Below are 26734 nucleotides of genomic sequence, written 5' to 3' on the forward strand. Positions count from 1 at the left end.
TAACAGATAAACATTAAAAATATAATCTAATAGCACATAAGATCAAGCTCACATAAAAAGGCAGACACATGACCAGCGCGATGTTTGAAGAGACCACACCCCTGCAACAACTCTATAAGCGGGAAAGCAACTCCCCGGATCAACTGTATTTGCGACAGTCGGTAAATGGCGAATGGGTGGACTATAGCTGGAAAGAGTTTGGCCAGCAGGCCCGTAAAATCGCCAGCTACTTAAAACAGCAGGACTATAAAGATGGCGATCGTGTCGCTATCCACGCTAAAAACTGCGCGGAATGGTTAATGGTGGATATGGGGATAATGTTGGCGGGTTTGGTTAGCGTTCCGCTGTATCCCGGCCAACCAGAAAGCTCAATGCGCTATTGCATGGAGCATAGTGAAACCAAAGCTATTTTTATGGGGGCTACAGACAATCCAGAAGCGTTAGATGGCTCAATCCCAGAGGGCGTTCGCCGTATCGGTATTTGGGGTAATGGCCTAGCCGCCGATGATACTACCGCGAAAATTTTTGAAGATTGTGAGCCCTTAGCTGAAAACCCAGAGTTCGGGTTAGATAAATTATTCACCATTATGTATACCTCAGGTACCACGGGTAATCCAAAAGGCGTGATGCACGCTTATGCTTCGGTAGCCTTTACCGTGCCCCGTATGATGGCAGAAGAAAAATACGGCACGGAAGATCGCTTCTTCTCTTATTTGCCGCTTTCCCATGCGGCTGAGCGTATTATTGTTAGCATGGTGAGTATCTACAGTGGTGCTGTAGTTCATTTTGGTGAGGGCTTGGAAACCTTTGTGCGTGATTTAAATCGCGTTAAGCCAACCATCTTCTTTTCTGTCCCTCGTTTATGGAAGAAGTTTAAAGAAGGTGTCGATAGCAAAATGTCACCGGCTAAGCAAAAAATTCTGTTCAATATTCCAATTTTGGGTGGCATCCTTAAGCGTAAAGTGATCGCAGGTTTAGGTCTTGATCAAGCGCGTAAGTGCATCACCGGTTCTGCGCCAACACCGGTTGATTTGCAAGAGTGGTACGTAAATCTTGGTTTGCCATTGATGGATGGCTACGGAATGACGGAGAACTTTATTTACGGTTGTATTTGCCGTGATAAGCCAATTCCAGGCTCGGTGGGTAAACCTTACTCTGATAATGAAGTGAAAATAGGGGAAGGCAACGAGATCCTGTTTAAGAGCGGCGCGCTAATGGCTGGCTACTATTTAGAGCCAGAAAAAACAGCTGAAGTATTGCGCGATGGTTATTACCACACAGGTGATACCGGCTATCTTGATGACAATGGTAATCTTTATGTAACTGGCCGCTTAAGCGAAGTGTTCAAAACCTCGAAGGGTAAGTTTGTTAAACCAACTACCTTAGAAACCCGTTTTGGCAATACCAAAGTTTTTGGTCAAATGTGCATCATCGGTCACGGTATGGATCAGCCGATTTTGTTGGCTGGCTTGGCAGAAGGTGTCGATGGTTCTGATAGGACTGCACTGGAAGCAACAATTGCCGAAGAGCTTGCAGCAATTAATGCTGAGCTTCCGCCACATGAATGCATTAATAATGTATTTATCGTAGCCGAAGAGTGGACTATCGAAAACGAGCTGTTAACACCAACCATGAAGATGAAGCGCAATGATATTGACGCGGAGTATCGTAAGTGGGTTGAAGCGACGTTGGCGGCGACTGATACTAAACAGGTTAGCTGGCAAGAGGGCTAACTTCATTGCCGGGTTTAACGAGTCGGTTTGTGCTGGCTGGCTCGATAAACCCCTTTAGTGTTGAACTGTTTCACAGTCCTGCCTGTTTATCATTACTATATCTAATGCGCCCCTAGCCAGCAGTATATTGACAGTGCATTTTTAAGTCTTATCACTTATTCTTGCGGTTATTGTAAAAGAAGCGCCCAGTCTAGGGCTCTTTGGCCAATTGTGATAGGGATGTTTCTCGGTGAATTGTCGTTTTTTTGCACTCTCAAATCTGCTGCTATTGCTTTCTCTTCCTATAACTCTCCAAGCTCAGAGCTTTGTGTTTGGCCCCGCGAACGTTGTAACGGGCTGCGACGGTGGATGTCCTGGGGGGAGGGAAATTACCCTTCCCAGTGAAAACAACGGGGTGGTGGTCAATGCTATTGCCGATTCGGCATTCGAGGCTTATGAGCTAGATTCTGTTGTTATCCCAGATAGTATTCAGTTTATAGGGGCGCGCGCGTTTCTAGATTGCGGTTTAACTACCTTGCAAATAGGGCAAGGTGTTACAGAAATCGGTGAGCAGGCATTTAGCAGTAATAGGCTAACTGACATCGATATCCCCAATAGCGCCACTGTAATAAAGAGCGAGGCTTTTTCTCGAAATAAACTAACAGCTGTGGTGGTCCCACCTGGAACTCGAGTTATTTATACTCGTGTGTATGAATATAATCAGCTAGAGGCAGTGAGCATACCGCCGGGTGTGGTAGAAATTCAGGGTCTATCTTTTTATTACAATAAATTAACGTCGGTTTTGCTGCCAAGTAGCCTTGAAAAAATAGGGCCTTGGGCATTTAGATATAATCAGATCGCTTCTCTGCAAATTCCATCAAAAGCTATCAATATTGGCCATGCTGCCTTTGAGGGTAATCGTCTGGAGTCGGTCAATATTCCAGAGGGAATAAGTAAAATTGAATCATCGGTTTTTGCTTTTAATAAGCTATCATCGATAAATCTCCCGGATAGTATTACTGAAATAGGAGTTGAGGCGTTTAGGAATAATGCTTTGGTATCTGTTGATATTCCTGACAGTGTTGTCACTATTGGAAGTTATGCTTTTGCCAATAACGAGCTTACTTTAATCCGGATTCCTAAAAAGCTTACTGATATTGCGCAAGGTGTTTTCAGCAATAATCAAATATCTGCCATTGATTTTCAAGGGGCGGTGAAATCTATAGGGATTGCAGCTTTTAGCTATAACTCTCTGGGTGCAATTTCCATTCCAAGTCACATAGAACACATTGGAAACTACGCATTTGAGAAAAACCAACTGGTTTCGCTTAGTTTGACTGATGGGCTGAAGGATATTGGGAGTGACGCCTTTGTTGGGAATAAAATAGAATCGCTTGTTATCCCTTCGACGGTTAGATCGATAGGGAATAATGCATTCTCGGATAATATGATAAGCGCAATTACTATCCCTGAAGGAGTTGAAGCGATAGGGCGTTCTGCCTTCTATAACAACCTGCTTTCCACGCTGGATCTTCCCGAAGGACTGTCATCATTGGGGGTTGCTGCTTTCGGGAAAAATAAATTGGAATCCATTGTGTTTCCTGCGGATATGGATCTGATACCTGATGAGCTGTTTATTAAAAATAGCTTTGCTTCACTAGTGATTCCAAAAACAATTGAAAGAATTGGAGCAAGGGCATTCCATTTTAATGTGTTGCAGGAATTGACTCTGAATGTAGGGTTGAAGAGTATTGACAGGTATGCGTTTGCTGGGAATCAACTAACATCTGTGGTTATTCCTGATACCGTAGACTCAATTGGCTCGTCTGCATTCCTTGGGAATTCGATATCCTCGCTAACATTGCCAGAAAATATTAGTTATATTTCGGCTTTCTCTTTTAAAGATAACAAGTTGCCTGAGCTAATGATCCCAACAAAGGTTAACTTTATTGGTTGGCAGGCATTCTCTGAAAATCATATCCGGACATTGGTTGTTCCTGCCTCAGTGACTGAAGTGGATTCTCAGGCGTTTTCGTTTAATGAAATAGAAAGCATACTTTTTGAGGGCGACAGGCCCGAGCTTGAAGTAACTGCATTTAATGAAAACTCTCCATTACAAAAAGTACTGTTCAAACCTGGACGAACTGGTTGGCCTGGTGCAAAAATTTCTGGCGTGACGCCTACGCCACTGGGTGGGAGTAAGCCGCCTTCTGCTCCGGACCCAGCTCCTGATAAGTTAGAGTTTAAGATCTCTACTCACAGTGACTCGATGTTCGATAATATGCCATTGAAGCTCGTGGTTCACGATGTAAATATATACGCTGCTGGTAATGTAGCAAGGGCTGACATTCAACATGTGGCGCATGTGTTAGCGCAGCTCCTAGATAGTGATGGTGACGGTGAGGCTGACGAGCCCAGTGTGCGTAGATCTATGAAGCAAACTAACTCAACTTTGGTTATTTGGGATAATCAGCAAGACTGGGAGCATCTGGTAGCTTTGGTTCCTGATAATATGCAGTTAAGTGGCTTGGAAGCTAGAAAAATCAATCGCGAATGGGAGCCAGGTTTGGGGGGGAAGTTCGATGGTGCCTTAGAGTTCGTGCTTAAACATGTCGCAGCTGCTTATGCGAGTACTTACCCTAATGTATTTGGCGCGGCACCGGGAAGCAGGCTTGCTAATGCCATGGATACAGCTAGGGGGGGGTATTTTGAGGTAGTGCCTGCAAGCTACCCTGATGGCGCTTGGTTTGTCTCAAGGGACAGCGATTGTAATTATAGATGTATGGTACTGGATTATTTCTACTGGGCTTTGAGCACAAAGCTAGGAGCACATATTGCTCGAGAGGCTGAAATCAATGGAAAGTGGAAATTAAATACGAATGCGAAGCTGCAGTCAGTTGATACAGAAATCAATAAGCTGCTAACTGAAGAGGCATTTAATCTGCCTCAGGTTTTACCCGATGGAAATTATCAAATTGACGAGTCGGATAATCCAAAAGTTGATCTTGGGAGGTTGTCTGGGACTTGGTATGACCCTGGTGAAGCTGGTCACGGGATTATGCTCCAGGTATTTGATAGCGCCTCTTCCTCAGCTGGGGTTACAATGACTTGGTTTACCTTTGATGAGAGTGGTAACCAGCAGTGGTTTTATGGAGATAGTCAGCAGCTAGTGGCAAGTCGAAACAATAGTGGCAGCTGCTATGGGGGCACCGGTAACTATTTTGCTACCTTTCCTACTCTGAGTCGCAAGGGTGGTGAATTCGTGAATAGTTACGATTCGACGGAGATCCAGACTAGCCCCTGGGGAACTCTCAGTGTTTGTTACGATACATCTAAAGACGAAGTGACTTTAAAATATCTAAGATCAAATAATGAAGCTAAATACTCGATGCTTCGCCTTACTCAAACCTCGAAGGCTCGTGGTACAAGGAGTGATACTTTAGCCGGGCTAACCGGTACTTGGTATAACCCTTCAAAAAGTGGTCAGGGTCTGTATCTGGAAATGATTGAGCGGACAGAGGGGAGGGTGGGGGTGAACCTTGCCTGGTATGGTTTCAAACACCAAAAGCCAATGTACTTCTTGGGCTCTATTGGAGAAGCGCCTGAATCGGGCGGCTCAATGACTATACCTATTTATGAAACTTCGGGTGCCAAGTTTGGAGAAGAGTTTAGCTCGGCAGATGTGCGTCGAGAAAGTTGGGGTGAGTTACATGTCGAGCGTGTTAACTGTAATAAGATCAAATTACGTTTTGAAGGCATCGACGCGGATATTGAAGAAAGCTTGAGTAGATTGTCTTCAGTATCTGGTAGAACTTGCCATTAATGGTATGTGATTAGAAGTTAAAAGACCGAGATTGGCAGCTCGGTCTTTTGTGTCTCTGAATTATTGTTTGCGAATTTCCTTCACGCCATCTTCTCCACCGAGTAGCAAAACATCCGCCGAGCGCTCAGCAAATAAACCATTGGTTACTACGCCAACAATACCATTAATTGCGCGCTCTAACTCGGCAGGTTTTTCAATCTGCATATTGTGAACATCAAGAATCACATTGCCATTATCGGTAAGCACGCCTTGGCGGTAAACCGGGTCGCCGCCAAGCTTCACTAATTCTCTTGCAACATGAGAGCGGGCCATGGGAATGACTTCAACTGGTAGAGGGAATTGCCCCAAGTAATCAACCCATTTGCTGCTGTCGGCAATACAGACAAACTCATCGGCAACAGCGGCGACAATCTTTTCGCGAGTCAGTGCAGCACCGCCGCCTTTAATAAGGGCAAGCTCCGGGTTACTTTCATCGGCACCATCGACATAGACGGCCATTTCACTGACTTCATTCAGATCAAACACAGTGATGCCGTGGCCCTGTAAACGCTCAGCAGTTGCTTCAGAGCTGGCTACGGCACCCTGGAAGTCACCTTTAATTTCAGCTAGATAGTCAATAAAGAAGTTAGCGGTAGATCCTGTGCCAACACCTACAATCGAGTGGGCATCAAGTTTTGGCCGTATATAGTCTACGGCAGCTTTGGCAACCGCCTGCTTTAGCTGGTCTTGGTTCATGGAGGTCTCATCAAGGTCGGGGGTTGGAAAGCTCGCCATTATACTCCCAGCTCAAATTGCTGTGAACAGCTCTGACAAGCCATCTTGGCCGTTCGACAAGCCTTATTTGTGATAATCTAGCTTGGATTTTTGAATAACAATTAAGGAAGTTAGCGATGAGACGTAGCGATTGGATAAAGAGGCTGGTATTGCCAGCTATGTTGTCCTCAGTAGCTTTGACGGCTGTTCTGCCTGCCTATGCAGGCTTGGATTTGGCAACTATTGATGCCGAAGCAAAAGCTTTGGAAACCAAGGTGATCAAGTGGCGTCGCCACCTTCATGAACATCCAGAATTATCCAATCAAGAGCACAAAACCGCCGCCTATATAGCTAAACATCTTAAGGCGCTTGGCTTTGATGAGGTTCAAGAGGGTGTGGCAAAAACCGGTGTGGTTGGGGTGTTAGTGGGCGGTAAGCCTGGCCCAGTTGTTGCCTTACGTTCGGATATGGATGCTTTGCCTGTTACCGAAGAAACGGGCCTGCCCTTTGCTTCAAAAGCAAAGGGTATGTTTAAAGACAAAGAAGTGGGTGTGATGCACGCTTGTGGCCATGATGGTCATATGTCTATTTTGATGGGGGTGGCCGAGTTATTGGCTAAGCACCGTGAAGATCTGCCGGGTACCGTGAAATTTATTTTCCAGCCCGCTGAAGAAGGCATGGAGGGCATTGAAACCTGGGGTGCCAAGCAAATGGTGGAAGAGGGGGTCCTCAAAGGAAAATATGCACCAGAGGTTATTTTTGGCTTACATATCTTCCCATTCCCAGCCGGTAGCTTGGCGTATCGAGCCGAAGGTTTTATGGCGGCGCAAGATCGTTTTGAGCTTACCATTCAGGGCAAGCAGACCCATGGTTCAGCTCCTTGGTCGGGGGTTGACCCCATTACCACAGCAGGTCAAGTGGTTACTGCAATTCAGTTAATACCCGCTCGACAGCTGCCAATTACTGAGGCGCCAGCTGTTGTTTCAGTGGGTTCTATTCATGGCGGTGTGCGTAATAATATCATTCCAGATAAAGTAGATATGGAAGGTACTATTCGTACCTATGATGTAAAAATGCGTGAAACCTTACATAAACACTTGCATCGCACGGTGGAAAATATTTCGGCGGCCTCGGGAGCTACAGCAGATTTAGAGATTGTTCCTGGTTACCCAGTGACCTTTAATGATCCAGAATTGACTCGTCAGATGCTGCCAACTTTAGAAAGGGTATCTCCGGGCAAGGTGATGGAAATTAAACCAATTACTGCTGCAGAAGATTTCTCATATTTTCAGCAACAGATTCCAGGTTTATTTATTGGCTTGGGTGCTGGCAAACCCGGTGCGGCGTATAACCATTCTCCTAAATTTGATTTGGATGAAGCCGCTTTAAAAACGGGAGTTAAAGCTCTGAGCGCTTTAACTCTAGATTATATGAATAGCAAATAAAATATTGTAAGCCCAGCATGGGGTTTAGAAAACCCTATGCTGTATTCCCCTGCGGTAATTCCTTTGTGATTAAATTAAACCACTCATGACTGTCGAGGGCAAAGCTGTAATGATGGCCTTGAACCATATCGCAGCCATGCTCGCGAAGAAATTGCTCCTGCTTTTCTGATTGAACGCCCTCACAGATGACCTCCATAGATAGGCTTTTTGCAATGGCAATGATGGTCTTAACCAGCTCACGATTGTGTTTTTTTTCTATTGCACTGATAAAAGATTTGTCGATTTTGATGATGTCTATTGGCAGTCGGGCTAAATAACTTAAGGATGAAAAGCCGGTGCCAAAATCATCTAGGGCAATCTTAATGCCTTTTTGTCTGCACCATTGAAGGTTCGCAACAGCTTGAGGTTCATTATTGATGAGTACATGTTCTGTGAGTTCGATGCCTACGGTAAAACAGGGAATGCCATGTTTATCTAGCATACGCTGAACAGAGTGTTGAAAATCTTTGTGGTTAATGGTTTCGGCAGACAGGTTTGCAAATGTTCTTGGGGGGTTTATACCGCTTATTATATAGCTTTTTATGTTTTTAAACATTTGACTAGTAACCCAAAAATCTAGCATAAGCATACTTTTTTGCTGTTCCAATATTGGAATAAATTCCGCAGGGGAAATTTCACCCAATAGCTCATGCTGCCATCTTAGTAGAGACTCACTGCCGCAGAGCTCTGATGAGCTTAGGTGAAACTGCGGTTGAAACATCAGTTTTAACTCTCCGGCTTGCAGTGCTCGTTTTATGTCCTGGGCAATATAGTGAACACGATGAGTGTTTCGATTAAGTTCTGGATCAAAGTAGAAAAACCCATTGCCACCATTCGCTTTGGCTTGGGCTAATGCAGCATCCCCGTGTTTGAGAAGTGTTCCGGCATCTTCACCGTCATGAGGTGAGATCGCTATACCAATACTTGCAGTAACTTTATCCGGCCCTTCAATTAAATGTAGCTCTTCTGAAAGAGTACTTAATAACCGGTTAGCTATAGTAGATGTTTGCTGGCTACCTTCGGGAAGATTGAAAGCAAGAACATAAACGTCGCCGCCAAAACGAGCTTTCAGGTCTTGAACGCTTACTGAAGAGCGAATTCTATCGGCGACACGTTTTAGTATTTGATCGCCGATTTCGTGTCCGTATTGGCTATTTACGAGCTTGAACTTATCAACCCCAATGAACATGACCACGGTTGATAAATCTAACTGTTGGCTGATTTTCATACTTTGTTGAAGCAGTGAATGCATAAGCTGCCGATTCGGCAGTTTAGTTAGCTGATCATAGTATTCTAATTCGTGCAGCTGCTGTTGCTGTTGTTTGGCGCCCTCCATACTATAATCTATGCAATATAATTCGACTTCGTTATGAGGCGACCGAAGCACAATTTGTGTAGTTTGAATCTGAAGTTTTTGGCCTTGACGGTTTACTCGGATGCACTTTCTATTGGGGGCGACGCCGGCTTTTGATAGCCACTTTTGTAAGACCGATGGAAAGCCTGCTCTCTGGTTTTGGGGGATCAACAGCTCCGCCATCGTCTTGCCGCTGGCTTGAGCCAAGCTGTAACCGTATAGATCGTTACATGCTTCGTTCCAATAGATAACTCGGCCCTGCTGGTTATAACCTTGTACTGCTAGATGTGGCAGCTGCATGAGCAGCTTCAATGTTTCTTGATCATCACTTCTAGTTGAGGGCAATTCAGCTTCCGTTGTGCGGACAAAGATGCCTGCCGTAATTGAAGACCTTTCGCTAATTAAGTAGCTGAAAACATTACTACCCTGGCATTTTTGCAGCCCGCTTTGATTTGGCTTTTTGAGTAGATGTCTTAGGCAGGGTGGGGTGTCAGCTGAAAATATCGAGGCGCTTTGTTCAAGCTTTAGGAGTTGCTTTGCAGTTTCGTTGACAAATAGGCAGCCTGGGCTGGCCTGGTAAACCCAGATGCCAACCGGTCCGTCAATGATTGTATCGAATGCACCCTGTGACAGGCCTGGGAATATTGAGTCAAAGAACTCCTCATTCACAGGCAGTGTCAGCGTCCAGCTGTTCAATGCTTGCACCCTTTATATGAGTGGATATCCTTCAAGCACTACGCTCTAGGCCAAAAAAACCTAATTCCTAACCTAGATGCTGCTTTGGCATCTTACGCCAAAGGCTCCCTTGTCTTATAATTTGTCACCATTATTAGCTAATTTTTAATCAGTTGTCGAGCCTTATGCCAGAGAGTTACGTAAAAAGAATACTAGATGCCCGCATCTACGATGTGGCCCGTGAAACCCAATTGGATGAGGCGCCTCTGATTTCAGCTCGAATTAACAATAACGTGCTGATTAAGAGGGAAGACTTACAACCCGTTTTTTCCTTTAAAATTCGTGGCGCCTTTAACAAGCTTAGATTGTTAAGTGATGAAGAAAAGGCCCGGGGGGTGATTGCTGCTTCGGCGGGTAACCATGCTCAAGGGCTTGCTTTGAGTGCAAAGGCTCTAGGTGTAAAGGCTACTATCGTCATGCCTAAGACCACTCCGGCCATTAAAGTAGATGCCGTGCGCCGTCGTGGTGCAAAAGTGGTGCTGCATGGTGACGCTTATGATGGTGCCGCTGCACACGCCAACAAGCTAGTGGAAGAGCAAGGGCTTACCTATATCCACCCTTTCGATGATCCAGATGTGATCGCTGGGCAAGGCACCGTAGCGATGGAGATACTACGTCAGCATCCGGCCAAAATCGATGCCATTTACATCCCTGTCGGTGGTGGTGGCCTATGTGCTGGAATGGCGGCCTATATCAAATATGTAAGGCCCGATATTAAAGTTTATGCAGTAGAGCCAGAGGATGCTGCCTGTTTAAAGTTGGCAATGGAGAAAGGTCGCCGAGCCACTTTGCCTGAGGTGGGCATTTTTGCAGATGGTGTGGCAGTAGCCCAAATCGGCAAGGAGACTTACCGCGTACTGAAAGATAGCGTTGATGGCGTGATAACCGCCAATGCTGATGAGATGTGTGCTGCAATCAAAGATATTTTTGAAGATACGCGTTCGATCGCTGAGCCAGCTGGCGCGCTATCTTTGGCCGGCTTGAAAAAACACGTCGCTGAGCAAGGCTGGGAAGATAAAACCGTTATTGCTATAGCCAGTGGCGCTAACACGAACTTTGATCGTCTGCGCTATATTTCGGAGCGTACGGAAATCGGTGAAAAGCGCGAGGCGATGCTGACCGTGACTCTGCCCGAAAAAGCTGGAGCATTTCGCAAGCTAAGTCGTGCTATTGGGCGTCGTGGCATTACTGAGTTTAACTACCGCTACGGCTCCCATGAGCAGGCCCATGTCTTAGTGGGCGTGCAGGTAATTGATGATAATGGGCGTCATGAATTGGTCGCAGAACTACGTGAAAAAGGTTATGAGGTCTGTGATATGACGGACAATGAAATGGCCAAATTGCACGTTCGGCACATGGTGGGTGGCCATGCCCCCCAAGTAGAAAATGAGCGTCTATTTAGCTTTGAGTTTCCCGAGCGCCCTGGCGCTATGGATAACTTCCTAAGTAAAACGGCCAGTCGCTGGAATATCTCTTTGTTTCATTATCGTAATCATGGTGCAGCTTATGGGCGGGTGTTGGTCGGTCTGCAGGTGCCCAAAGAAGACAATAAAGAGTTATTAGCTTTACTGGATAGTTTGGAGTATCGCTATAGCGAGGAGACGGATAGCGAAGCCTATCGCTATTTTTTGAGTTAGCAGTGCTTTAGGAAGCTGTGGCGAGTCATTCCGTTTGGCTCTAAGTATTTGTACTAAGGATAGATCTGTTTATTGCTTGACCTTTCTGGGGTGCGAGAGTACTGTGCGCCCCCTGCTTTGGTGCCTACCAGCCCTTTCTTTAGGCTTGGGTAGGTTAAACGGGAAGCTAGGTGCGTCAATACTATTGGCAAATCCAGCGCTGCCCCCGCAACGGTGAAACGGCAATAGCCGTCAAGCCCGATACCGGCCTTCGCAGAGTCTTAATATTAACGATGAAGCGGAGGGCTTTATCAGTGAAAGACGAATGCGGGCGTGTAGCTTGGCATTGGTCCGAGCCTGTTCCCTCCCTCAGTCCGAGTGTTTGATTGAGGATCTACAATGCAATTTTCCAAAATACTTTTCGCCAAATCTGTTTTGGCTCTGGCTGTTACAGCCAATACTCACGCTGCTAAAGAAAGCAAAATTGAAGAAATGATTGTTGTGGCAAACCGTATTGAGGTGCCGCTGAGACAACAGTCTGCGGCTGTCAGTGTGGTTGATGCCGAAACTATTGAGCTTCGAGGCCATGCCAGCCTGATGGATGTGTTACGCAGCGAGCCCGCTATTAATGTCAGTAATTCCGGAGGGGCGGGGAAGGCTTCAGCATTACGTATTCGTGGTGAGGAAGGTTATCGTACCAAGGTATTTGTCGACGGTATCGATGTTTCAGATCCTACTGGAACCCAAATAGGTCCTCAAATACAGCATATCAGCAGTGCTGGTGTGTCACGAGTTGAGATTCTACGTGGTGCTCAGGGGTTGGTGTATGGCGCTGATGCTGGTGGTGTCATCCTAATTGATAGTCGTTCCACTAAAGCTGGCTTAAGTGGGGCGCTGCAGGCTGAGGTGGGACGTTACGATACCCAAAATTGGGCCGCCAATGTAGCTGTGCGTGAAAAACAAGGTGATATTAGTCTTGCTGTTTCAAAGCAAGATACCGACGGCTTTAACGCGCGTAGCATTGATACCACCGGGGAGCTCGACGGCTATGAAAATACCACAGCTCATATTCATGGTGGCTTAAACTTTGCTGAAGACTGGCGGGTAAGTGCCACCTTGCGTGATGTGGATTCTAGCGCTGGCTATGATGGTTTTAGCTCCACGAGTAACCATGTTAACTTTGCTAACTATGAGCAACGTGCAAGCCGTTTTTCGCTTAGCAAAAAAGGTAAGCAGTGGGACCATGAGCTGGCCTACAGTAAAAATGAAACGCAGCGCGAGAATATTGCAGACTTTGGCTTTGAGGCTGAAGGAGAAATCGAAGAGTTGCAATACCTTGGTGCCTGGAAAGGCGAGCAGAATACCTTCGTTTTTGGCATCGAACGCGAAACTCAGCAAGACACATTAAACCGCAAAGAGCGAGATCAAGACTCGGTATATGTTGACTGGCAATGGCAAAATGACAATAAGTTGTTTATCAATGCCGGTGTACGTCACGATGACAATGACGATTTTGGTACGCACAATAGTTACCGTTTAGGGGCGGCCTATTTAATACCAACCGCTGTAGGTGAGTTAAAGCTGAAAAGCAGTTGGGGAACGGGATTTCGCGCGCCTAGCTTATCGGAGCTGGCCTATAATCGTCGTGACTTTGCGCCGCCATCAATTTTAGATGTAAATCTTCAGGAAGAAAAAACGGACAGCTATGATCTTGGCATTCAGTTGTTCCTAGAAGGTGGCGGTCAGCTAGAAGTCGTGTACTTTGATCAAACGGTAGAAAACGAAATTTATTTTGATCTACAGACGTTTAGTGGCTATTTGCAAGGAAATGGTGAGAGTCGATCTAAAGGTGTCGAGCTCAGTTTCCAGAAGAATCTGAGTGAGCAACTGTATGTTTACAGTAATGCTACCTATAACGATACAGAAACTGCACCAAATAGTGCAGGAGTAAGAGAACAGCGTGTTCGTCGTCCGCGAGTGTTGTTTAATGCCGGCATGGATTATCATTTTTGGAATGATCACTTGATCTTAAGCAGTAACTACCGTCATGTAGCTGGACAGCGTGATAGCTCTTCAGAGCTTGAAGACTATCAAGTTCTGGATGTATCGTTACGTTGGACGGCGACCGAGCATATCGATTTATTCTTGCGGGCTGAAAATGCTTTTGATGAAGATTACCAAGAAGTTTCTAGTTATAACTCGTCTGGCGCAGCTATTTATGCGGGCTTTAAATTAAGTTTGTAAACTCCTAAACCGATCAATAAATATGGGGCTCAGAAGGTATGCATAGAGAAACGGCTAAGCGAATTCTCTATTTGCAGTTGATCCTGCTGCTGCCCCTTTCCCTTTTGGCGCTCTGTATAGGCACAGAGCCCTCCTCAATTTCTGATGCGCTACAAGCTTTGCTTGGAAGGGCGGATAATACCGAACAGCTTATCATCCGAGATATTCGGTTGCCGCGATTGCTACTGGCCATACTTGTTGGTGCTATGTTGGCAAGCTGTGGTACGGCAAGCCAAGGATTATTTCGCAACCCTCTTGCCGACCCAAGTTTAATTGGAGTGAGTGCAGGCGCTTCAATGGGGGCTAGCTTGTGTATTGTCTTCGCTGCTGCGGTGCTCGATGTCCCGCTTAGTTTTCTTTTGATTGCACTGAGTGCATTTCTCGGTGGAGCTTTGGCCAGCTTCTTAGTGTATCGGCTTTCTTTAGGGGATTATGGAACCTCCGTTGCGATGATGCTATTGGCTGGGATAGCAGTTAGCGCGCTCGCAGGAGCGATATCAAGTTTCAGCGAGTTCTATTCCGATAATGAGCAGTTACGACGGATCAGTATTTGGCAAATGGGAAACCTGTCTGGCAGCAGCAGTATGCAGCGTTGGAGCCTATTTGCTTTGTTAGTAGCCGTTCTTTTTTTCTTACAGATAAATGCACAAAGGCTAAATGCGTTGCTGCTTGGTGAATCCGAAGCCCGGCATCTGGGGGTGAATGTAGACGGTTTGAAAGTGCTTGTTGTTTTGTTGATTGCTGCTGGTTTAGGCTTATCTGTAGCGCTCGCTGGTATTATCAGTTTTATCGGCTTGGTGGTGCCACATATTATGCGTTTATTAATAGGTCCAGATCATCGGTTTTTGATTGTGAATTCGGCCTTAGGTGGCGCCCTACTACTGTTGTTGGCTGATACTTTAGCGCGCACCATAGTTTTGCCTACCGAGTTGCCAGTTGGGGTTTTGACAGCTCTGTTGGGGGCGCCATTCTTTTTAGTTTTATTACGTAGCAAGCGTCAAAAGATACTATGAATAAGGCATCACAAGAAAGCAGTAAGCCTCCAATAAAGCAGTTCGCCTGCTTAGAAGCGCAAAACCTATCTGTGCTTCGCTCGGGTATTGAGGTATTGAAAAATATCAGTTTTTCAGCTTGTGCGGGTGAGTTGGTTGTAATCATTGGTCCCAATGGGGCGGGAAAGTCCAGCTTGTTAAAAGCTATGTCGGGGGAGCTTCCAGCTGCTAGCGGTGCTATTCACATCCACGAGTTAGAAATCGCAAAGCTTGACGCGTCGCAAAGGGCGCAAAGCTTGGCGGTATTATCCCAGCATACTAATTTGAACTTTCCATTTTCAGTATCTGAAGTTGTGGAAATGGGACGGATGCCATTTGCAACGGGTAGGGCGTATGACCAGGAGGTTTGCGCGAAGGCGATGCAGACCTTTGATTGCTATGATTATCATGGGCGAACTTACACACAGCTTTCGGGTGGCGAGCAGCAAAGAGCTCAGCTAGCAAGAGTTTTTGCGCAGGCGTGGCCAAAACTTGCTTATTCCCCCCAGTATATATTTTTAGATGAGCCAAATAGTTCCTTGGACTTGAGTCATCAGAAAATGCTATTGGAAGCCTGTCGGCAACGAGCAAAAGATAACGCCGTGCTTATACTGGTTCTGCATGATTTGAACTTGGCTTGTCAATACGCTGACCGTATTTTGCTGCTTGATAAGGGCCAGCTTAAGGCAAGTGGTAAGCCATGGGAGGTGTGTACAGAAACCTTGCTGAGTGAGGTGTACCAGGTAGATGTCAAGGTCGTTCAACATCCAAGTAAAGATTGTCCGGTGGTTTATATATGAATGCCAAGTGTTTGCGAGTCCGCCATTTCAAAAGGTGTTTGGTCTGCTCGATTCTCTTGTTTCCCTTGTTTACTGCCTGGGTGTGGGCGAATGAATCGAAGGGTTCCGTTGGGTCGGCAAAGCGAATAGTGGCCTTGGCACCACACTTGGTGGAAGTGGCTTATGAAGTCGGTGCCGGAAATAAGCTGATCGCTGCTGTCGACTATAGTAATTACCCTGAGGCTGCTAAATCTCTACCGAGAGTTGGCGGATATACCGGTGTGAATGTCGAAGCGATAGTGCGCTTGAATCCTGATCTGATCCTTGCTTGGAAAAGCGGAAATTCTGAGAAACATTTAAAGCAGCTAGAAAATCTGGGTTTTCAGGTTTATTACTCCGAGCCTAAGACCTTAGAAGATATTGCTCTTTTGATGGAGGATGTGACTCGATTAACTGCCAGTAAGGCAGGCGTTGCCAAGGTGGCCGAATTTCGCGACAAGCTGAGTCGATTAAAAACGAAATATCAGTCGCAGAATAAGGTGTCTGTGTTTTATCAGGTTTGGAATCAGCCCCTGCAGAGCCTTAACGGTCAGAGCATAGTCAGTGACGTTATTGATTTATGTGGCGGAGTAAATGTTTTTCATAGTGCCAAAAGTATTGCACCTAAGCTGAGTGTAGAGACTGTGCTGCGTAAAAATCCAGATGTGATTGTCGCAAGTGGTATGGGCGAAGAAAGGCCACAGTGGCTAGATGAATGGAGGCGGTGGCCTAGCTTAAGCGCTGTGAAAAACGATCATTTGTTTTTTATTCCGCCAGATCTAATACAAAGGCATTCTCCTCGTTTGCTAGAGGGCGCAAGCATATTATGCGAACAGCTGTCGTCTGTACGGCAGCGAAAAGCTAATTAAAAGTATTGAGTCAAACTAGTTGGGTGATTAAAAATGACCGAAGAAAAAGAACAGCGCCACAAAAAGCGCATGCAACAACGCAAACAAATTGTAGATGCGGGTGTTGCTAGAGCCCAGGAAGATAAGGGCGTGTTTATAGTGCTAAGTGGTGACGGTAAAGGCAAGAGTAGTTCAGGCTTTGGTACCGTGCTTAGGGCCCTAGGTCACGGTTATAAAGTAGCTGTAGTGCAATTTATCAAAGGCACCTGGGAGTGCGGCGAACGCAACATGTTGGAGAATATGCCCGACGTAGATTTTCATGTCATGGGCACTGGGTTTACCTGGGAAACCCAGGATGATGAAAAGGATAAGCTTGCCGCCCAAAAGGTTTGGCAGGAAGCTAAATCGGCATTTAACAATCCGGATATCCACTTGGTGTTGTTGGATGAGATGACCTACGCCTTAAATTATAAATGGTTAGATAAAGACGAAGTTCTTGAGACTATTGCCAATAGGCCCGAGGCGCAAAGTGTGATTATCACCGGGCGTGGTGCAAAGAAATATCTGCAAGATGCCTGCGATACCTATAGCGAAATTAAGGCTGTAAAGCACGCATTTCAGGCTGGAATCAAAGCCCAAAAAGGTATTGAGTGGTAGCTCAGTGAAGTTGGATCTCAAGAAGTTTAACAGCGCTGCTCTGATGGTGCAGGGCACCACCTCTGATGCCGGTAAGAGCACATTAGTAGCAGCGCTATGCCGGATATTTTCCAACCAAGGTAAATCTATCGCGCCATTCAAGCCACAAAATATGGCCTTGAATAGTGCAGTTACTGAAGATGGTGGTGAGATAGGTCGAGCGCAAGCGGTTCAGGCAGAAGCGGCTAGGGTGCCAGCCCACACCGATATGAATCCGGTTTTGCTAAAACCAAGTACGGACACCGGTGCCCAGGTTATTGTGCAAGGCCATTCCATTGGTGACATGCAGGCCTTAGATTATCACCACTATAAAAGCACCGCGAAGCAAGCGGTTTTGGAATCTTTTGCACGCTTACAAAATAGCTATCAATGGCTGTTTGTGGAAGGGGCTGGAAGCCCTGCGGAAATTAATTTGCGTGAAGGTGATATTGCCAATATGGGCTTTGCTGAGGCCGTAGATTGCCCAGTTATTCTTATAGCAGATATAGATAAGGGAGGAGTATTTGCTCACTTAGTAGGAACGCTAGATCTTTTGAGTGAAAGTGAGCAAAAGCGTGTGGTCGGCTTTGTTATTAATCGTTTTCGTGGCGATATTGCATTACTTGAACCGGGTTTAGAATGGCTGGAAGAAAAAACTGGCAAACCCGTTTTAGCGGTTATTCCTTATCTACATCACTTTCACCTGGAAGCCGAAGATGCGATAAGCGTCAAACAGCAAAGAAAAGCAACGGATAATTTAAAAGTCTCTGTACTTGTTCTGCCTAAAATTTCAAATCATACAGATTTCGATCCTCTTGCCCTGCACCCGCAGGTAGAACTTAGCTTTGTTGACTTGAAATCGAGTTTGGAAGAATGTGATCTGCTGATTATTCCTGGCTCAAAGTCGGTACGTTCTGATTTGGACTATTTACGGGAACAAGGCTGGGAGGATGTCATTAAACGACATCTTCGCTATGGCGGAAAGCTTTTGGGGGTATGTGGTGGCTACCAGATGCTAGGTAATAGTATTAATGATCCGCTGGGCGTCGAGAGTGCAGCAGGAAAAAGTCCAGCTTTGGGCTTGGTCGATATGGATACCGAACTCTATGAGCGTAAAGAGCTGAATAATCGTCAAGGATACTTTTTTGCTAGTAATATTGCGATCAGCGGTTATGAAATCCATATGGGTAAGAGTTCTGGCGCTGATTTAAAGCAAAGCCCGTTGTTTGAATTAGAGGGTGATCTGGGGCTAGAGCTAGAGGGCTTTCGCTCTGCTGATGGACAAATACTGGGAACCTATTTGCACGGATTGTTTAATGAAAGTTCGGCTCTTGAACAGTTACTGCAATGGGCTGGTTTGGAATCTTCCGAAGTGTTTAATTATTTCGAATTTCGCGAGCAAGAAATTGAACGTTTAGCTCAATCTACTCTTGAGGCCTTGGAGCAACGCGAAGCTGGCAGAGACTTATTATCAATGTAAAGCTATACATTGAGTTTTGAATTTACTTAGCTGGCCCTGGATCCAATTATGTAGACTACTCTTAGCCAGTGCTACAAAGCAAAACCAGTGCTGCGGCCTCGATAATTTCTACACTGGCTCCGGCTGTATCGCCGGTGCAGCCGCCAATCCTACTCATCATTAAATGGCGAAGGCCTAGCCAGATAAGCAGTAATATACCTAAATCGATTAAGCCTGTGGGCCAGAGCAGTACAAACAGGCTTAGATAAATTAAGAGGGCTAAGTTGATTACATTGGTTTTCTTCAAATCTAAAAAACCTAAAGCTGAGCCTGATTCACTCACGTAGGGGCAGAACCTAAAAACAGCTATCGCCGAACAGCGGCCCAACATAAGGATGATGATTAAGCTGCTGGCTAAATTGATTGACTCAGTGTCACTTTGCTGGAATAAATGTAGCAGTGCGCCATATTTAAGTAACAATAAACAGATCACGGTAAATACAGCGCCGCTACCGCAGCGTGGGTCTTTCATAATGGCTAGGCTGCGACTCTTATCGCCCAAGCCGCCAAGCCAGGCATCGGCTGAATCCGCTAAACCGTCGATATGTAAACCACCTGTTATATAAACCCAAGCACAAAGTAGGATGGCGGCGCTGACACTCGCAGGAAATTGGCTTGATAAAAATAGACTTAGTACAGCGAGAAGGGCGCCTAGCAATAAGCCCACTAAAGGAAAGAGAAGGCCGGATCGACGTTGGTCTTCAAGTTTGTATTCCTTTAAGTGCGGCATGGGGATGCGGCTTAAAAACATAAAGGCGATGGCTAAGCTGCGCCCAAATCCCGAAACTCGTTCCATATGGAGCCCTATTAAAAACAGGTGATAACAGTAGTCAAACTTAATTTAAGCCGTGACTGATTAACTGCGGCCAGTCTGGTTTTCCTGCCTCGTGAAAAATGTCGATTTGACTTAAGCAAGCGTGAGGCACGCTGATTCGAGATAACGGTCTTAGCGACATGCCTAAAACATCGGCAAGTATACAGCGAATAACACCACCATGGGTGATCAATAATATTTGTTTATATTGGTATTGCTGCAAAATGTTATGCCAGGCTTGGCAAACCCGTTGATTGAAGTCTGCCATTGTTTCGCCATTGGGTGGGCAGTTCGATACAGGGTCGCTCCAAAAAGCTTCCAGTTGTGACTGTTGGCTTTTCATGAGTTCTTCTATATTAACTCCTTCCCAATCACCAAAGTTGATTTCTTTTAAATCTTCCTCGATCAGCAAGTCTGAATTGCTATACTGCTGTGCCAATTCCTCTGCAACTTGCCGACACCTTTGCAGTGGAGAGCAAATAATAACGTCAATATCTTGCAGTGCAGTACAGGCAGTTAGCATTTGTTGATGCCCTTCGCTAGATAAAGGGCTATCCCAATGTCCCCGAAAAATATTGCCACCTTCGCAAATACCATGGCGCAATAAACGAATACTGGTTTTCATTATTGACTGACACCTGCTTCGGCAAAGGTGGCCATATTGTTGTGAATTTGACAGGCGCTATCTAACAGGCCAATGCACAATGCTGCACCACTGCCTTCTCCTAAGCGCATACCCCATTCTAACAGTGGCGTTAAATTAAGGCTTTCTAGAATAGTTTTATGGGCTATTTCAGCGGAGAGGTGGCTGGCCAGCAGGTAGTGTGTTACGGCTGGATTAATTTTGCATGCTAGAAGAGCGGCGACACTGCTAATGACGCCATCGAGCAATATGCTTTTGCCCATTTGTGCGGCCCTAAGGTAAGCTCCGCATAAGCCCGCAATTTCAAAGCCACCTAGCTCTTCTAAGGCGAGAAGCGCTCGCTGGCGCTCAGTTAAATCTAGCGACTTCGCTTTTTCAGTAAAGCGCTGCACGCCCGCATTAATTAGGCTAGCTTTTTGAGATTTGGCATCTTCACTGATACCCGTCCCGTAGCCACACACTTCATCGATCTCTTTATTCAGCAGCGCAGCGGCTAGCGCTGCTGCGCTGCTGGTGTTTGCAATGCCCATCTCTCCACCAATAAATAAGGTGCACTCCAGCGGGGCTCTTTCAAGAGCATTTGCTCCTTCTTGCAGGGCTTGCTGCGCTTGCTCACTGCTCATAGCGGCTTGCCTTGAAAAGTCGGCGGTAGACTTTGCAATAATGGCATTGTGCAAACCTTGTAAAGGCTCTTGGTTGCTGCTCAAGCATTGGGGGATTGGATAGCAGGTGCCAAGATTAACCACTTCCAATTGGGCATCGAACTGCTTCGCCAAGACACTGATCGCGGCACCACCGGCGATAAAGTTGCTAACCATCTGTGCAGTGACTGACTGTGGAAAAGCCGAAACGCCTCGCTGAGCGATACCATGGTCAGCGGCAAATACAGTAATTTGTGGAGCTCGAATAGTGGGTTTATTACTGTTTTGTTGTGCCGCCAGCTCAATGGCCAGTGATTCTAGTTTGCTTAATGAGCCTGCTGGCTTAGTGAGCTGTGATTGATGTTGTGCTGCTTTCTCGCGGCTATCGTTCGAAGGTAGCGGGATGTTTTGGTCGAACCAATATAGAGTTTCGGGCATGAGCGGGCTTTCTTGTGTTGGTGTTGGGCTTGTTTTGAAGCGGTAGGGCTCTATTTGTTGCTCTGAGGTTTGAGTTGTTGCGGTATACCTGCGGTGACGAATGTTACTTGGTCGCAAATTCGAGCCAGATCTTGATGTAACCAGCCTGATTCGTCAACAAATACTCGGGCCAATTTATCCATAGGGACCAAGCCTTGTCCGACCTCATTGCTAACCATTAGTAATTGGCCTTCGAAGCTGCTTAAGCAGCTTAGCAGTTGTTGCTTTTCTCTGTGCCAAAGCTCTTTGTCTTGATGAAGTAGGCAATTGCTTAGCCAAAGAGTTAAGCAGTCCACTAAAACGATAGCATCGGTATGGTTCAGCGATTCTAGTGTCTGGGATAAAGCCGTTTTTGTCTCAATGAGTTGCCAGTGGCTGGGGCGCATCTGTTGGTGCTGTTTGATTCGCTGAGCCATCTCAAGATCGTTTTGCGAGGTATCGGCGGTGGCAATATAGAATACCCTTCGTCCAGCCGATTCGAGGGATCTTGCAATTGATTCGCTATATCGGCTTTTGCCAGAACGGGCACCGCCTAAGACTAGATGCAGCATGATATAAGTTTCTTAGTTAGAGGAAAGGCACGCCATGGGGGTAAGCAATGCCACTTTAAGATAAAAATGATTCCAAAGTATGGATAATTTGTCTTGTTTCGCATAGAAAGATTGTAATTTTAGACTATTATTTAGTTGATTGCTGCGACAAATGTCCTGTATCACTTGGAGTAGCTGGGTATAAAGGATGTTTGTTGATTGATCAATTTGCATCGCTGTTCGAGCGCTAGGCTCAGCTTAGCCATTTTTGCACTCGCCAAAAAAAGCCGCTTAGAGAGACTTTATTAAAAAGTGACCACGGGACTGGAAATCAGCTCCTGTTGACCAATACTCTAAAGGAACGGGGCAAAAATTTGGACAGCGTTTCGGTGTTTGGCCGTACGGTTCTATCCACATAGTGCTGTATTTAGATAAAGAGAGAATTAGGAAGTTGGCAGGACTAGGGCTGGTCCAGGGTGGTGCCTCAAAGGTATTGGGGCGGATATTAAGAACTCTAATATAAAAGACTATGAAATTTAATGACTCCTGTGTGCAAGACCATATGACAATGGGTTTTGTAACGGTGGAACCCAATGCATCGTTAAGCGAGATATTACAAACTCTCACTGAAGCGAAGTCTCCATGCCTTATTGTGATAGATGACGATAAGCCGGTAGGCATCATCACCGAAAGGGATTTGGTAGGATTGCTGGCGGCCAGTCACCTTGAAGGTAAAGACTTCTCTGCTTTAATTGCGCAAGATATTATGACGCCCTCTCCTGTGACGGTACATTATGGTTCACCGCTTAGGGAGGCTTTTGTTATCTCGCAATCCTACAATATTCGCAATCTGCCCGTAGTTGACCCGGATGGCTATTTGATGGGGATTATCGGGCAGAACGATGTTTTAGATGCCCACTTTAATATGCTCGATGAGCTTAGAACCCTGTCTATGGAGGATTCTCTTTTGGGGATCGGCAATCGCCGCGCCATGGAGATGGATCTGCAATACACCCATAACAATGCCTTGCGTTATCAACGTTATTATTCGGTTGTGCTGATCGATGTTGACTGCTTTAAAAAATACAATGACCACTATGGGCATCAAGAAGGTGATCGGGTTCTAAGGCTGGTTAGCGATACAATTCAGTCCAGCTTGCGTAGCTCTGATAGATTGTATCGTTATGGTGGGGAAGAGCTGCTAGTGTTGCTCCCAGAGACTTATCCCTTGGTGGCGGCGAAAGTGGTTGAGCGGGTATTAGAAGCGCTTGAGGCTAAGGCCGAGCCACATTGTGAAAGCGACTACGGTATTTTAACCGCAAGTGCCGGCCTCTGTAGCTATGAGCCCGGTTGTGGAATGGAATGGAAAGAATTAGTAGAGTTGGCTGATGGGCAGCTTTATAAATCTAAAAATCGGGGTCGAAATTGTGTTAGCTGGGAAGGCGATAAAGATTCCATAGCTGCGGCTGCCGTTTGATTTTGATCGTTAGCCGAGGGTTGCGTTATTGTTTTTAAAATGCAGCCTTTGCAATATCTTTAATGTACCAATCTTTGACAGGCTTGCTCCCTTCTAGTTAGTGAAGTAGATTGATTGAACTAGAATGTATCAGGGAGGGCTGTATGAATATCCTTTTAACAGGCGCCAGTGGTTTTATTGCCCAATTTCTAATTCCCCGATTGCTCTGCAAAGGGCACCAGTTACTCGCTTGGAGCCAGTCTAAAAATACCTGCGCACAATTATATGGGAAGCAAGTAGAGTGCTTCGCCAGTCTCGATGATTATTGGCAGCTTGCGAACAGCCCCAAGATAGATGCGGTGATTAACTTAGCCGGAGCGGGTATTGCTGATCAGTGTTGGAGTGAGTCACGCAAAGCAGAGTTACTTAATAGTCGTATCAGCACCACAAAAAATTTAATAGAGTTGATTTCAAATTTAGATTGTAAGCCCGATGTCTTACTGAGTGCTTCAGCAATTGGATTCTATGGTAGCCATCTTGAAGATGAGCCGCTCGACGAAAGTGCTGCCCCCCAGCAGGGCTTTACTCATGATTTGTGCAGCTCCTGGGAAGCTGAGGCCTCTCAGGCAGAAGAGTATGGCATTAGAGTTTGTCTTCTTCGTACAGGGATTGTGCTTGGGCCCGGAGGCGCACTTGCTAAAATGCGTTTGCCGTTCTCTATGGGTCTTGGTGGTCGGGTTGGCAGTGGTAAGCAATGGATGTCGTGGATTCATATTGAGGATGAGGCGCGAGCCATAGAGTTTTTGTTGGAGAATAAAAACGCTAAGGGCGCTTTTAATTTAACAGCACCCAACGCTGTACAGAATGTTGAGTTTACCCGCCTTTATGCTGAATCACTGCGGCGCCCCGCAATTTTTCCTTTGCCCGAGATAATTCCAAAGCTTATGCTCGGTGAGGGAGCGGAGCTGTTGCTTGAGGGGCAGAGAATCTATCCAAGGAAGTTATTAGAGATGGGCTTTCAATTTCGATATGAAGAATTGGCAAAGGCATTTTCCACGCTGTAAAAAATAAAAAAGAGCCCAGCGGAGCTGGGCTAGAAAATCGACTAGGGTTTAAAGCCTATTTAGAAAAAGTTATATCTAAAATCTATGCCGTAGGTTCTGGGCAAAGCATAAGACCTTCTGACTACACCTTCTTGGGCTAAAAATGCTGGTGCGATACTGGTGTAATAGCGTTCATCCGCCAAGTTTTTGCCCCATAGGCCTACTGTCCAGTTTTCATCATTATCCGAAATCTCGAAACGACCATTGAGCAACTCATAAGAGTTGATAATGATGTTGTTACTATTGGCGATATCACCATAAACGTCATCAATATAACTGTAATCTAAGGACGCGCGGGCCATATTACTATCGCTGATGCTGAAGCGATAAGAAACTTGCGCATTTGTTTGCAGCTTAGGAGTGTTTGGTGTTTCATTGCCAATAATCGTTGCAGATTCTGCTGGGTCTTCAGAGGCAAACTCAGTAATTTCACCGTCAAGATAGCTGGCGCCTAGGTCGATTCGCAGCCCTTCAATCGGTTGCCAGTTAATATCGAATTCAGCACCTGCAATCTCCGCCTTACCGGCATTTGTTAAAATGGCATCTTGTACCCTTGTACCGTCTTCGCCAACAATGGTTACTAGTGCTTGTGCTTGCAGATTGTCATAGTCATAAAAGAATACCGAAGCATTAACTCGCAGCGGAATATTACTGGAGGTCCACTTTATGCCAGCTTCATAGGCTAATAATTCTTCACCGTCGAAAGGTTCTAGGGCCGCGTTTGAAGTTATGCCTGAGCCATCAAAGCCGCCTGACTTATAGCCTTCGCTAATGCTAGCGTACAATAAGGTGTCGTCATTGGGACGATAATCCAAGCCGAGTCTCCAGGTAAGCTCCTCAGCATTGATGCTGTCTTTGCCTGGGATTATTGGCAGGTCAGGAAATATTCGATCTACGAGAGCCGTACCATAGGGATCGAATGATTGTGAGCTGCGATCGATACTGCGCTCTTCTTCAAGATAACGTAGGCCGGTGGTTAAGGTGAAGTCGTCAGATAATAACCAGTCGACCTGCGAGAATAGGGCCCAGCTCTCTACGGTTCGTAAATACTTTGTATCAAGAAAGCCTAAAACCGAATCAGAAGCGTCTTGTCTTTTGAAAAAATCCACTTCGTCTTCAGCGTAATGAAAACCGGCCGTCCAGTTTGTGTTTTGCGTTTCACCGACCAATCGAAACTCTTGGCTGAACTGCCAAGAATCATTGTATAAATCTTCGTTAAGAATTCGGCTGGCAGTACCCTCAGAATCAATCATGTGTCGATTCAGGGTTTCGTAACCACTTAATGAGGTGAATTCTGCAAACCCTAGATCCCAGCTAACTCGCAGTTGACCGCCCCATTGCTCATGGTCATTAATGCCCAGTTCGTCACCTTCAACCGTGTAGGGATCATTACTGGCGGGGCTCATCCCAAGAGCATCCGCGCCATCAAGTTTCACCAGTGGGATATCTGATTCATCATTAAAATAGTGAATGCTGGAATATACTTCTACCTCTTCGCTTGCCTCCAAAAGAAAGCTCGCGCGAATAGATAACTTGTCCTGCCCGCCAAAATTACTGTCGGCTGGGCGCTCTGCAATTCCTGGGATCACTCCAGGTATTCTGGTAAAGCCCGCAGTTCTACTGGTGCCCAAATTATTTTGATGACCATCTGAGCGAGTCTGCTTTAGGGCGACTCGAGCCGCTAAGTTATCGCTTAGGCTGCCGCCGATTGCAGCTTCGATATCCGTTTCATTAAAACGCCCGTAACTTAAATCTATGTAGCCGTCGGTTTCATGGCTGGGTTTACGAGTAATAAAGTTAATGGCTCCGGCTGTAGTATTTTGTCCAAATAAAGTTCCCTGAGGGCCTTTTAAGACCTCCACTCGTTCAATATCAAACAAAGGAACATTCAAGTAACTGGGGGTTGCCATTGCGACTTCATCAATATGCACAGCTGCTGAGGCACTTACATTGGGTTCTTCAAAGCGTAGGCCGATTCCCCGAATTGTGACGATAGGGTCATAAAAACCAGTAGAGGGGGCTAAGTTTAAACCTGGGGTTAGGGTGCCAAGCTTACTAAAATCGTCGATACCCTTATCCTTCAGGTTTTCAGCGCTAAAGGCCGCAATAGAGATCGGAATATCTTGAATATTCTGCTCTCGCTTTTGAGCGGTAACGGTAATCTCCTCTAGCGTGCTTTGTTGAGCAAAACTGTTACTGGCACATATGGCCAAGGCTAGGGCGCTGAATAAAAATGGTTTGTTTAAGCGTGATCGGGCCATGATGCAAGTGTCTCCGAGGCTATGCTGTTGAGCGTTCAAGTTATTGTTATGCATACAATCATTCATGTATTTCAGATACTTAAAGCTTCTCGTTTACCTCGGCCAAGCCGGCGGCCAACAGCATTGCTGACTGTATACCGGCCAAGGTGTTTTAACAG

19 protein-coding genes and 1 riboswitch are annotated in these 26734 nt (G+C 45.9%); of the genes, 12 read left to right on the top strand and 7 right to left on the bottom strand.

The window, feature by feature from the left end; translation table 11 throughout:
- The first annotated feature begins 68 nt into the window (after nt 1-68).
- Nucleotides 69-1733, top strand: a complete 1665-nt coding sequence (locus tag Q1A41_RS15635; RefSeq protein ID WP_299980885.1) for an AMP-binding protein — start codon at nt 69-71, stop codon at nt 1731-1733.
- A 397-nt stretch (nt 1734-2130) separates the two neighbouring features.
- The gene (locus Q1A41_RS15640; RefSeq protein ID WP_299981028.1) at nt 2131-5535 is read left to right on the top strand and encodes a leucine-rich repeat domain-containing protein; all 3405 of its coding nucleotides are present in this window, start codon (nt 2131-2133) and stop codon (nt 5533-5535) included.
- Nucleotides 5536-5595: 60 nt separating this feature from the next.
- Here the strand turns inward: Q1A41_RS15640 and rpiA are convergent, their stop codons facing one another.
- The gene (rpiA, locus tag Q1A41_RS15645; protein WP_299981030.1) at nt 5596-6270 is read right to left on the bottom strand and encodes a ribose-5-phosphate isomerase RpiA; all 675 of its coding nucleotides are present in this window, start codon (nt 6268-6270) and stop codon (nt 5596-5598) included.
- Between the two features lie 155 nt (nt 6271-6425).
- Between rpiA and Q1A41_RS15650 the strand changes: the two genes are divergently transcribed.
- The gene (locus tag Q1A41_RS15650) at nt 6426-7733 is read left to right on the top strand and encodes an amidohydrolase (RefSeq protein ID WP_299980887.1); all 1308 of its coding nucleotides are present in this window, start codon (nt 6426-6428) and stop codon (nt 7731-7733) included.
- Nucleotides 7734-7767: 34 nt separating this feature from the next.
- On the opposite strand, the gene Q1A41_RS15655 is transcribed toward Q1A41_RS15650, so the two are convergent.
- Entirely contained in the window at nt 7768-9831 is a 2064-nt protein-coding gene (locus tag Q1A41_RS15655) for a sensor domain-containing phosphodiesterase (protein WP_363322428.1), read from the bottom strand.
- A 155-nt stretch (nt 9832-9986) separates the two neighbouring features.
- Between Q1A41_RS15655 and ilvA the strand changes: the two genes are divergently transcribed.
- From ilvA to Q1A41_RS15690, 7 genes are all read left to right on the top strand, one after another.
- Nucleotides 9987-11498, top strand: coding sequence for a threonine ammonia-lyase, biosynthetic (gene ilvA, locus Q1A41_RS15660; protein ID WP_299980889.1), 1512 nt, complete (start codon nt 9987-9989; stop codon nt 11496-11498).
- A gap of 101 nt (nt 11499-11599) precedes the next feature.
- Nucleotides 11600-11765, top strand: a riboswitch (cobalamin riboswitch).
- A 111-nt stretch (nt 11766-11876) separates the two neighbouring features.
- Nucleotides 11877-13721 carry a TonB-dependent receptor gene (locus Q1A41_RS15665; RefSeq protein WP_299980891.1) on the top strand — a complete coding sequence of 615 codons (1845 nt, stop codon included), beginning with the start codon at nt 11877-11879 and terminating at the stop codon, nt 13719-13721.
- A 38-nt stretch (nt 13722-13759) separates the two neighbouring features.
- Complete coding sequence (locus tag Q1A41_RS15670) at nt 13760-14773, top strand: iron ABC transporter permease (RefSeq protein WP_299980892.1); 1014 nt, start codon at nt 13760-13762, stop codon at nt 14771-14773.
- On the top strand, nt 14770-15591 hold the full coding sequence (locus tag Q1A41_RS15675) for a heme ABC transporter ATP-binding protein (protein ID WP_299980893.1): 822 nt from the start codon (nt 14770-14772) through the stop codon (nt 15589-15591). Before Q1A41_RS15670 ends, Q1A41_RS15675 begins: the two co-directional genes overlap by 4 nt.
- Before the next feature lie 128 nt (nt 15592-15719).
- Nucleotides 15720-16478, top strand: a complete 759-nt coding sequence (locus Q1A41_RS15680) for a cobalamin-binding protein (protein WP_299980894.1) — start codon at nt 15720-15722, stop codon at nt 16476-16478.
- 33 nt (nt 16479-16511) lie between these two features.
- The gene (gene cobO, locus Q1A41_RS15685; protein ID WP_299980895.1) at nt 16512-17114 is read left to right on the top strand and encodes a cob(I)yrinic acid a,c-diamide adenosyltransferase; all 603 of its coding nucleotides are present in this window, start codon (nt 16512-16514) and stop codon (nt 17112-17114) included.
- A gap of 43 nt (nt 17115-17157) precedes the next feature.
- The gene (locus Q1A41_RS15690) at nt 17158-18612 is read left to right on the top strand and encodes a cobyric acid synthase (protein WP_299981034.1); all 1455 of its coding nucleotides are present in this window, start codon (nt 17158-17160) and stop codon (nt 18610-18612) included.
- 61 nt (nt 18613-18673) lie between these two features.
- Here Q1A41_RS15690 and cobS read toward each other — a convergent pair whose 3' ends face one another.
- From cobS to cobU, 4 genes are read right to left on the bottom strand one after another with little or no spacing between them, the layout of a single operon-like run.
- A complete protein-coding gene (cobS, locus tag Q1A41_RS15695) occupies nt 18674-19447 on the bottom strand; it encodes an adenosylcobinamide-GDP ribazoletransferase (protein WP_299980896.1) in 774 nt (257 codons plus the stop codon).
- Nucleotides 19448-19487: 40 nt separating this feature from the next.
- Entirely contained in the window at nt 19488-20090 is a 603-nt protein-coding gene (locus tag Q1A41_RS15700; RefSeq protein ID WP_299980897.1) for a histidine phosphatase family protein, read from the bottom strand.
- Nucleotides 20090-21187 (bottom strand): nicotinate-nucleotide--dimethylbenzimidazole phosphoribosyltransferase, encoded by a 1098-nt coding sequence (cobT, locus tag Q1A41_RS15705; RefSeq protein ID WP_299980898.1) that lies wholly within the window; start codon nt 21185-21187, stop codon nt 20090-20092. Before cobT ends, Q1A41_RS15700 begins: the two co-directional genes overlap by 1 nt.
- Before the next feature lie 50 nt (nt 21188-21237).
- Entirely contained in the window at nt 21238-21777 is a 540-nt protein-coding gene (gene cobU / locus Q1A41_RS15710; RefSeq protein WP_299980899.1) for a bifunctional adenosylcobinamide kinase/adenosylcobinamide-phosphate guanylyltransferase, read from the bottom strand.
- Nucleotides 21778-22285: 508 nt separating this feature from the next.
- Between cobU and Q1A41_RS15715 the strand changes: the two genes are divergently transcribed.
- A complete protein-coding gene (locus Q1A41_RS15715) occupies nt 22286-23233 on the top strand; it encodes a GGDEF domain-containing protein (RefSeq protein ID WP_299980901.1) in 948 nt (315 codons plus the stop codon).
- 143 nt (nt 23234-23376) lie between these two features.
- Nucleotides 23377-24276, top strand: coding sequence for a TIGR01777 family oxidoreductase (locus Q1A41_RS15720; RefSeq protein ID WP_299980902.1), 900 nt, complete (start codon nt 23377-23379; stop codon nt 24274-24276).
- A 59-nt stretch (nt 24277-24335) separates the two neighbouring features.
- On the opposite strand, the gene Q1A41_RS15725 is transcribed toward Q1A41_RS15720, so the two are convergent.
- Complete coding sequence (locus Q1A41_RS15725; protein WP_299980904.1) at nt 24336-26576, bottom strand: TonB-dependent receptor; 2241 nt, start codon at nt 26574-26576, stop codon at nt 24336-24338.
- Nucleotides 26577-26734 lie beyond the last annotated feature (158 nt).

Source organism: uncultured Pseudoteredinibacter sp., assembly GCF_947502065.1.
Lineage (GTDB): Bacteria > Pseudomonadota > Gammaproteobacteria > Pseudomonadales > Cellvibrionaceae > Pseudoteredinibacter.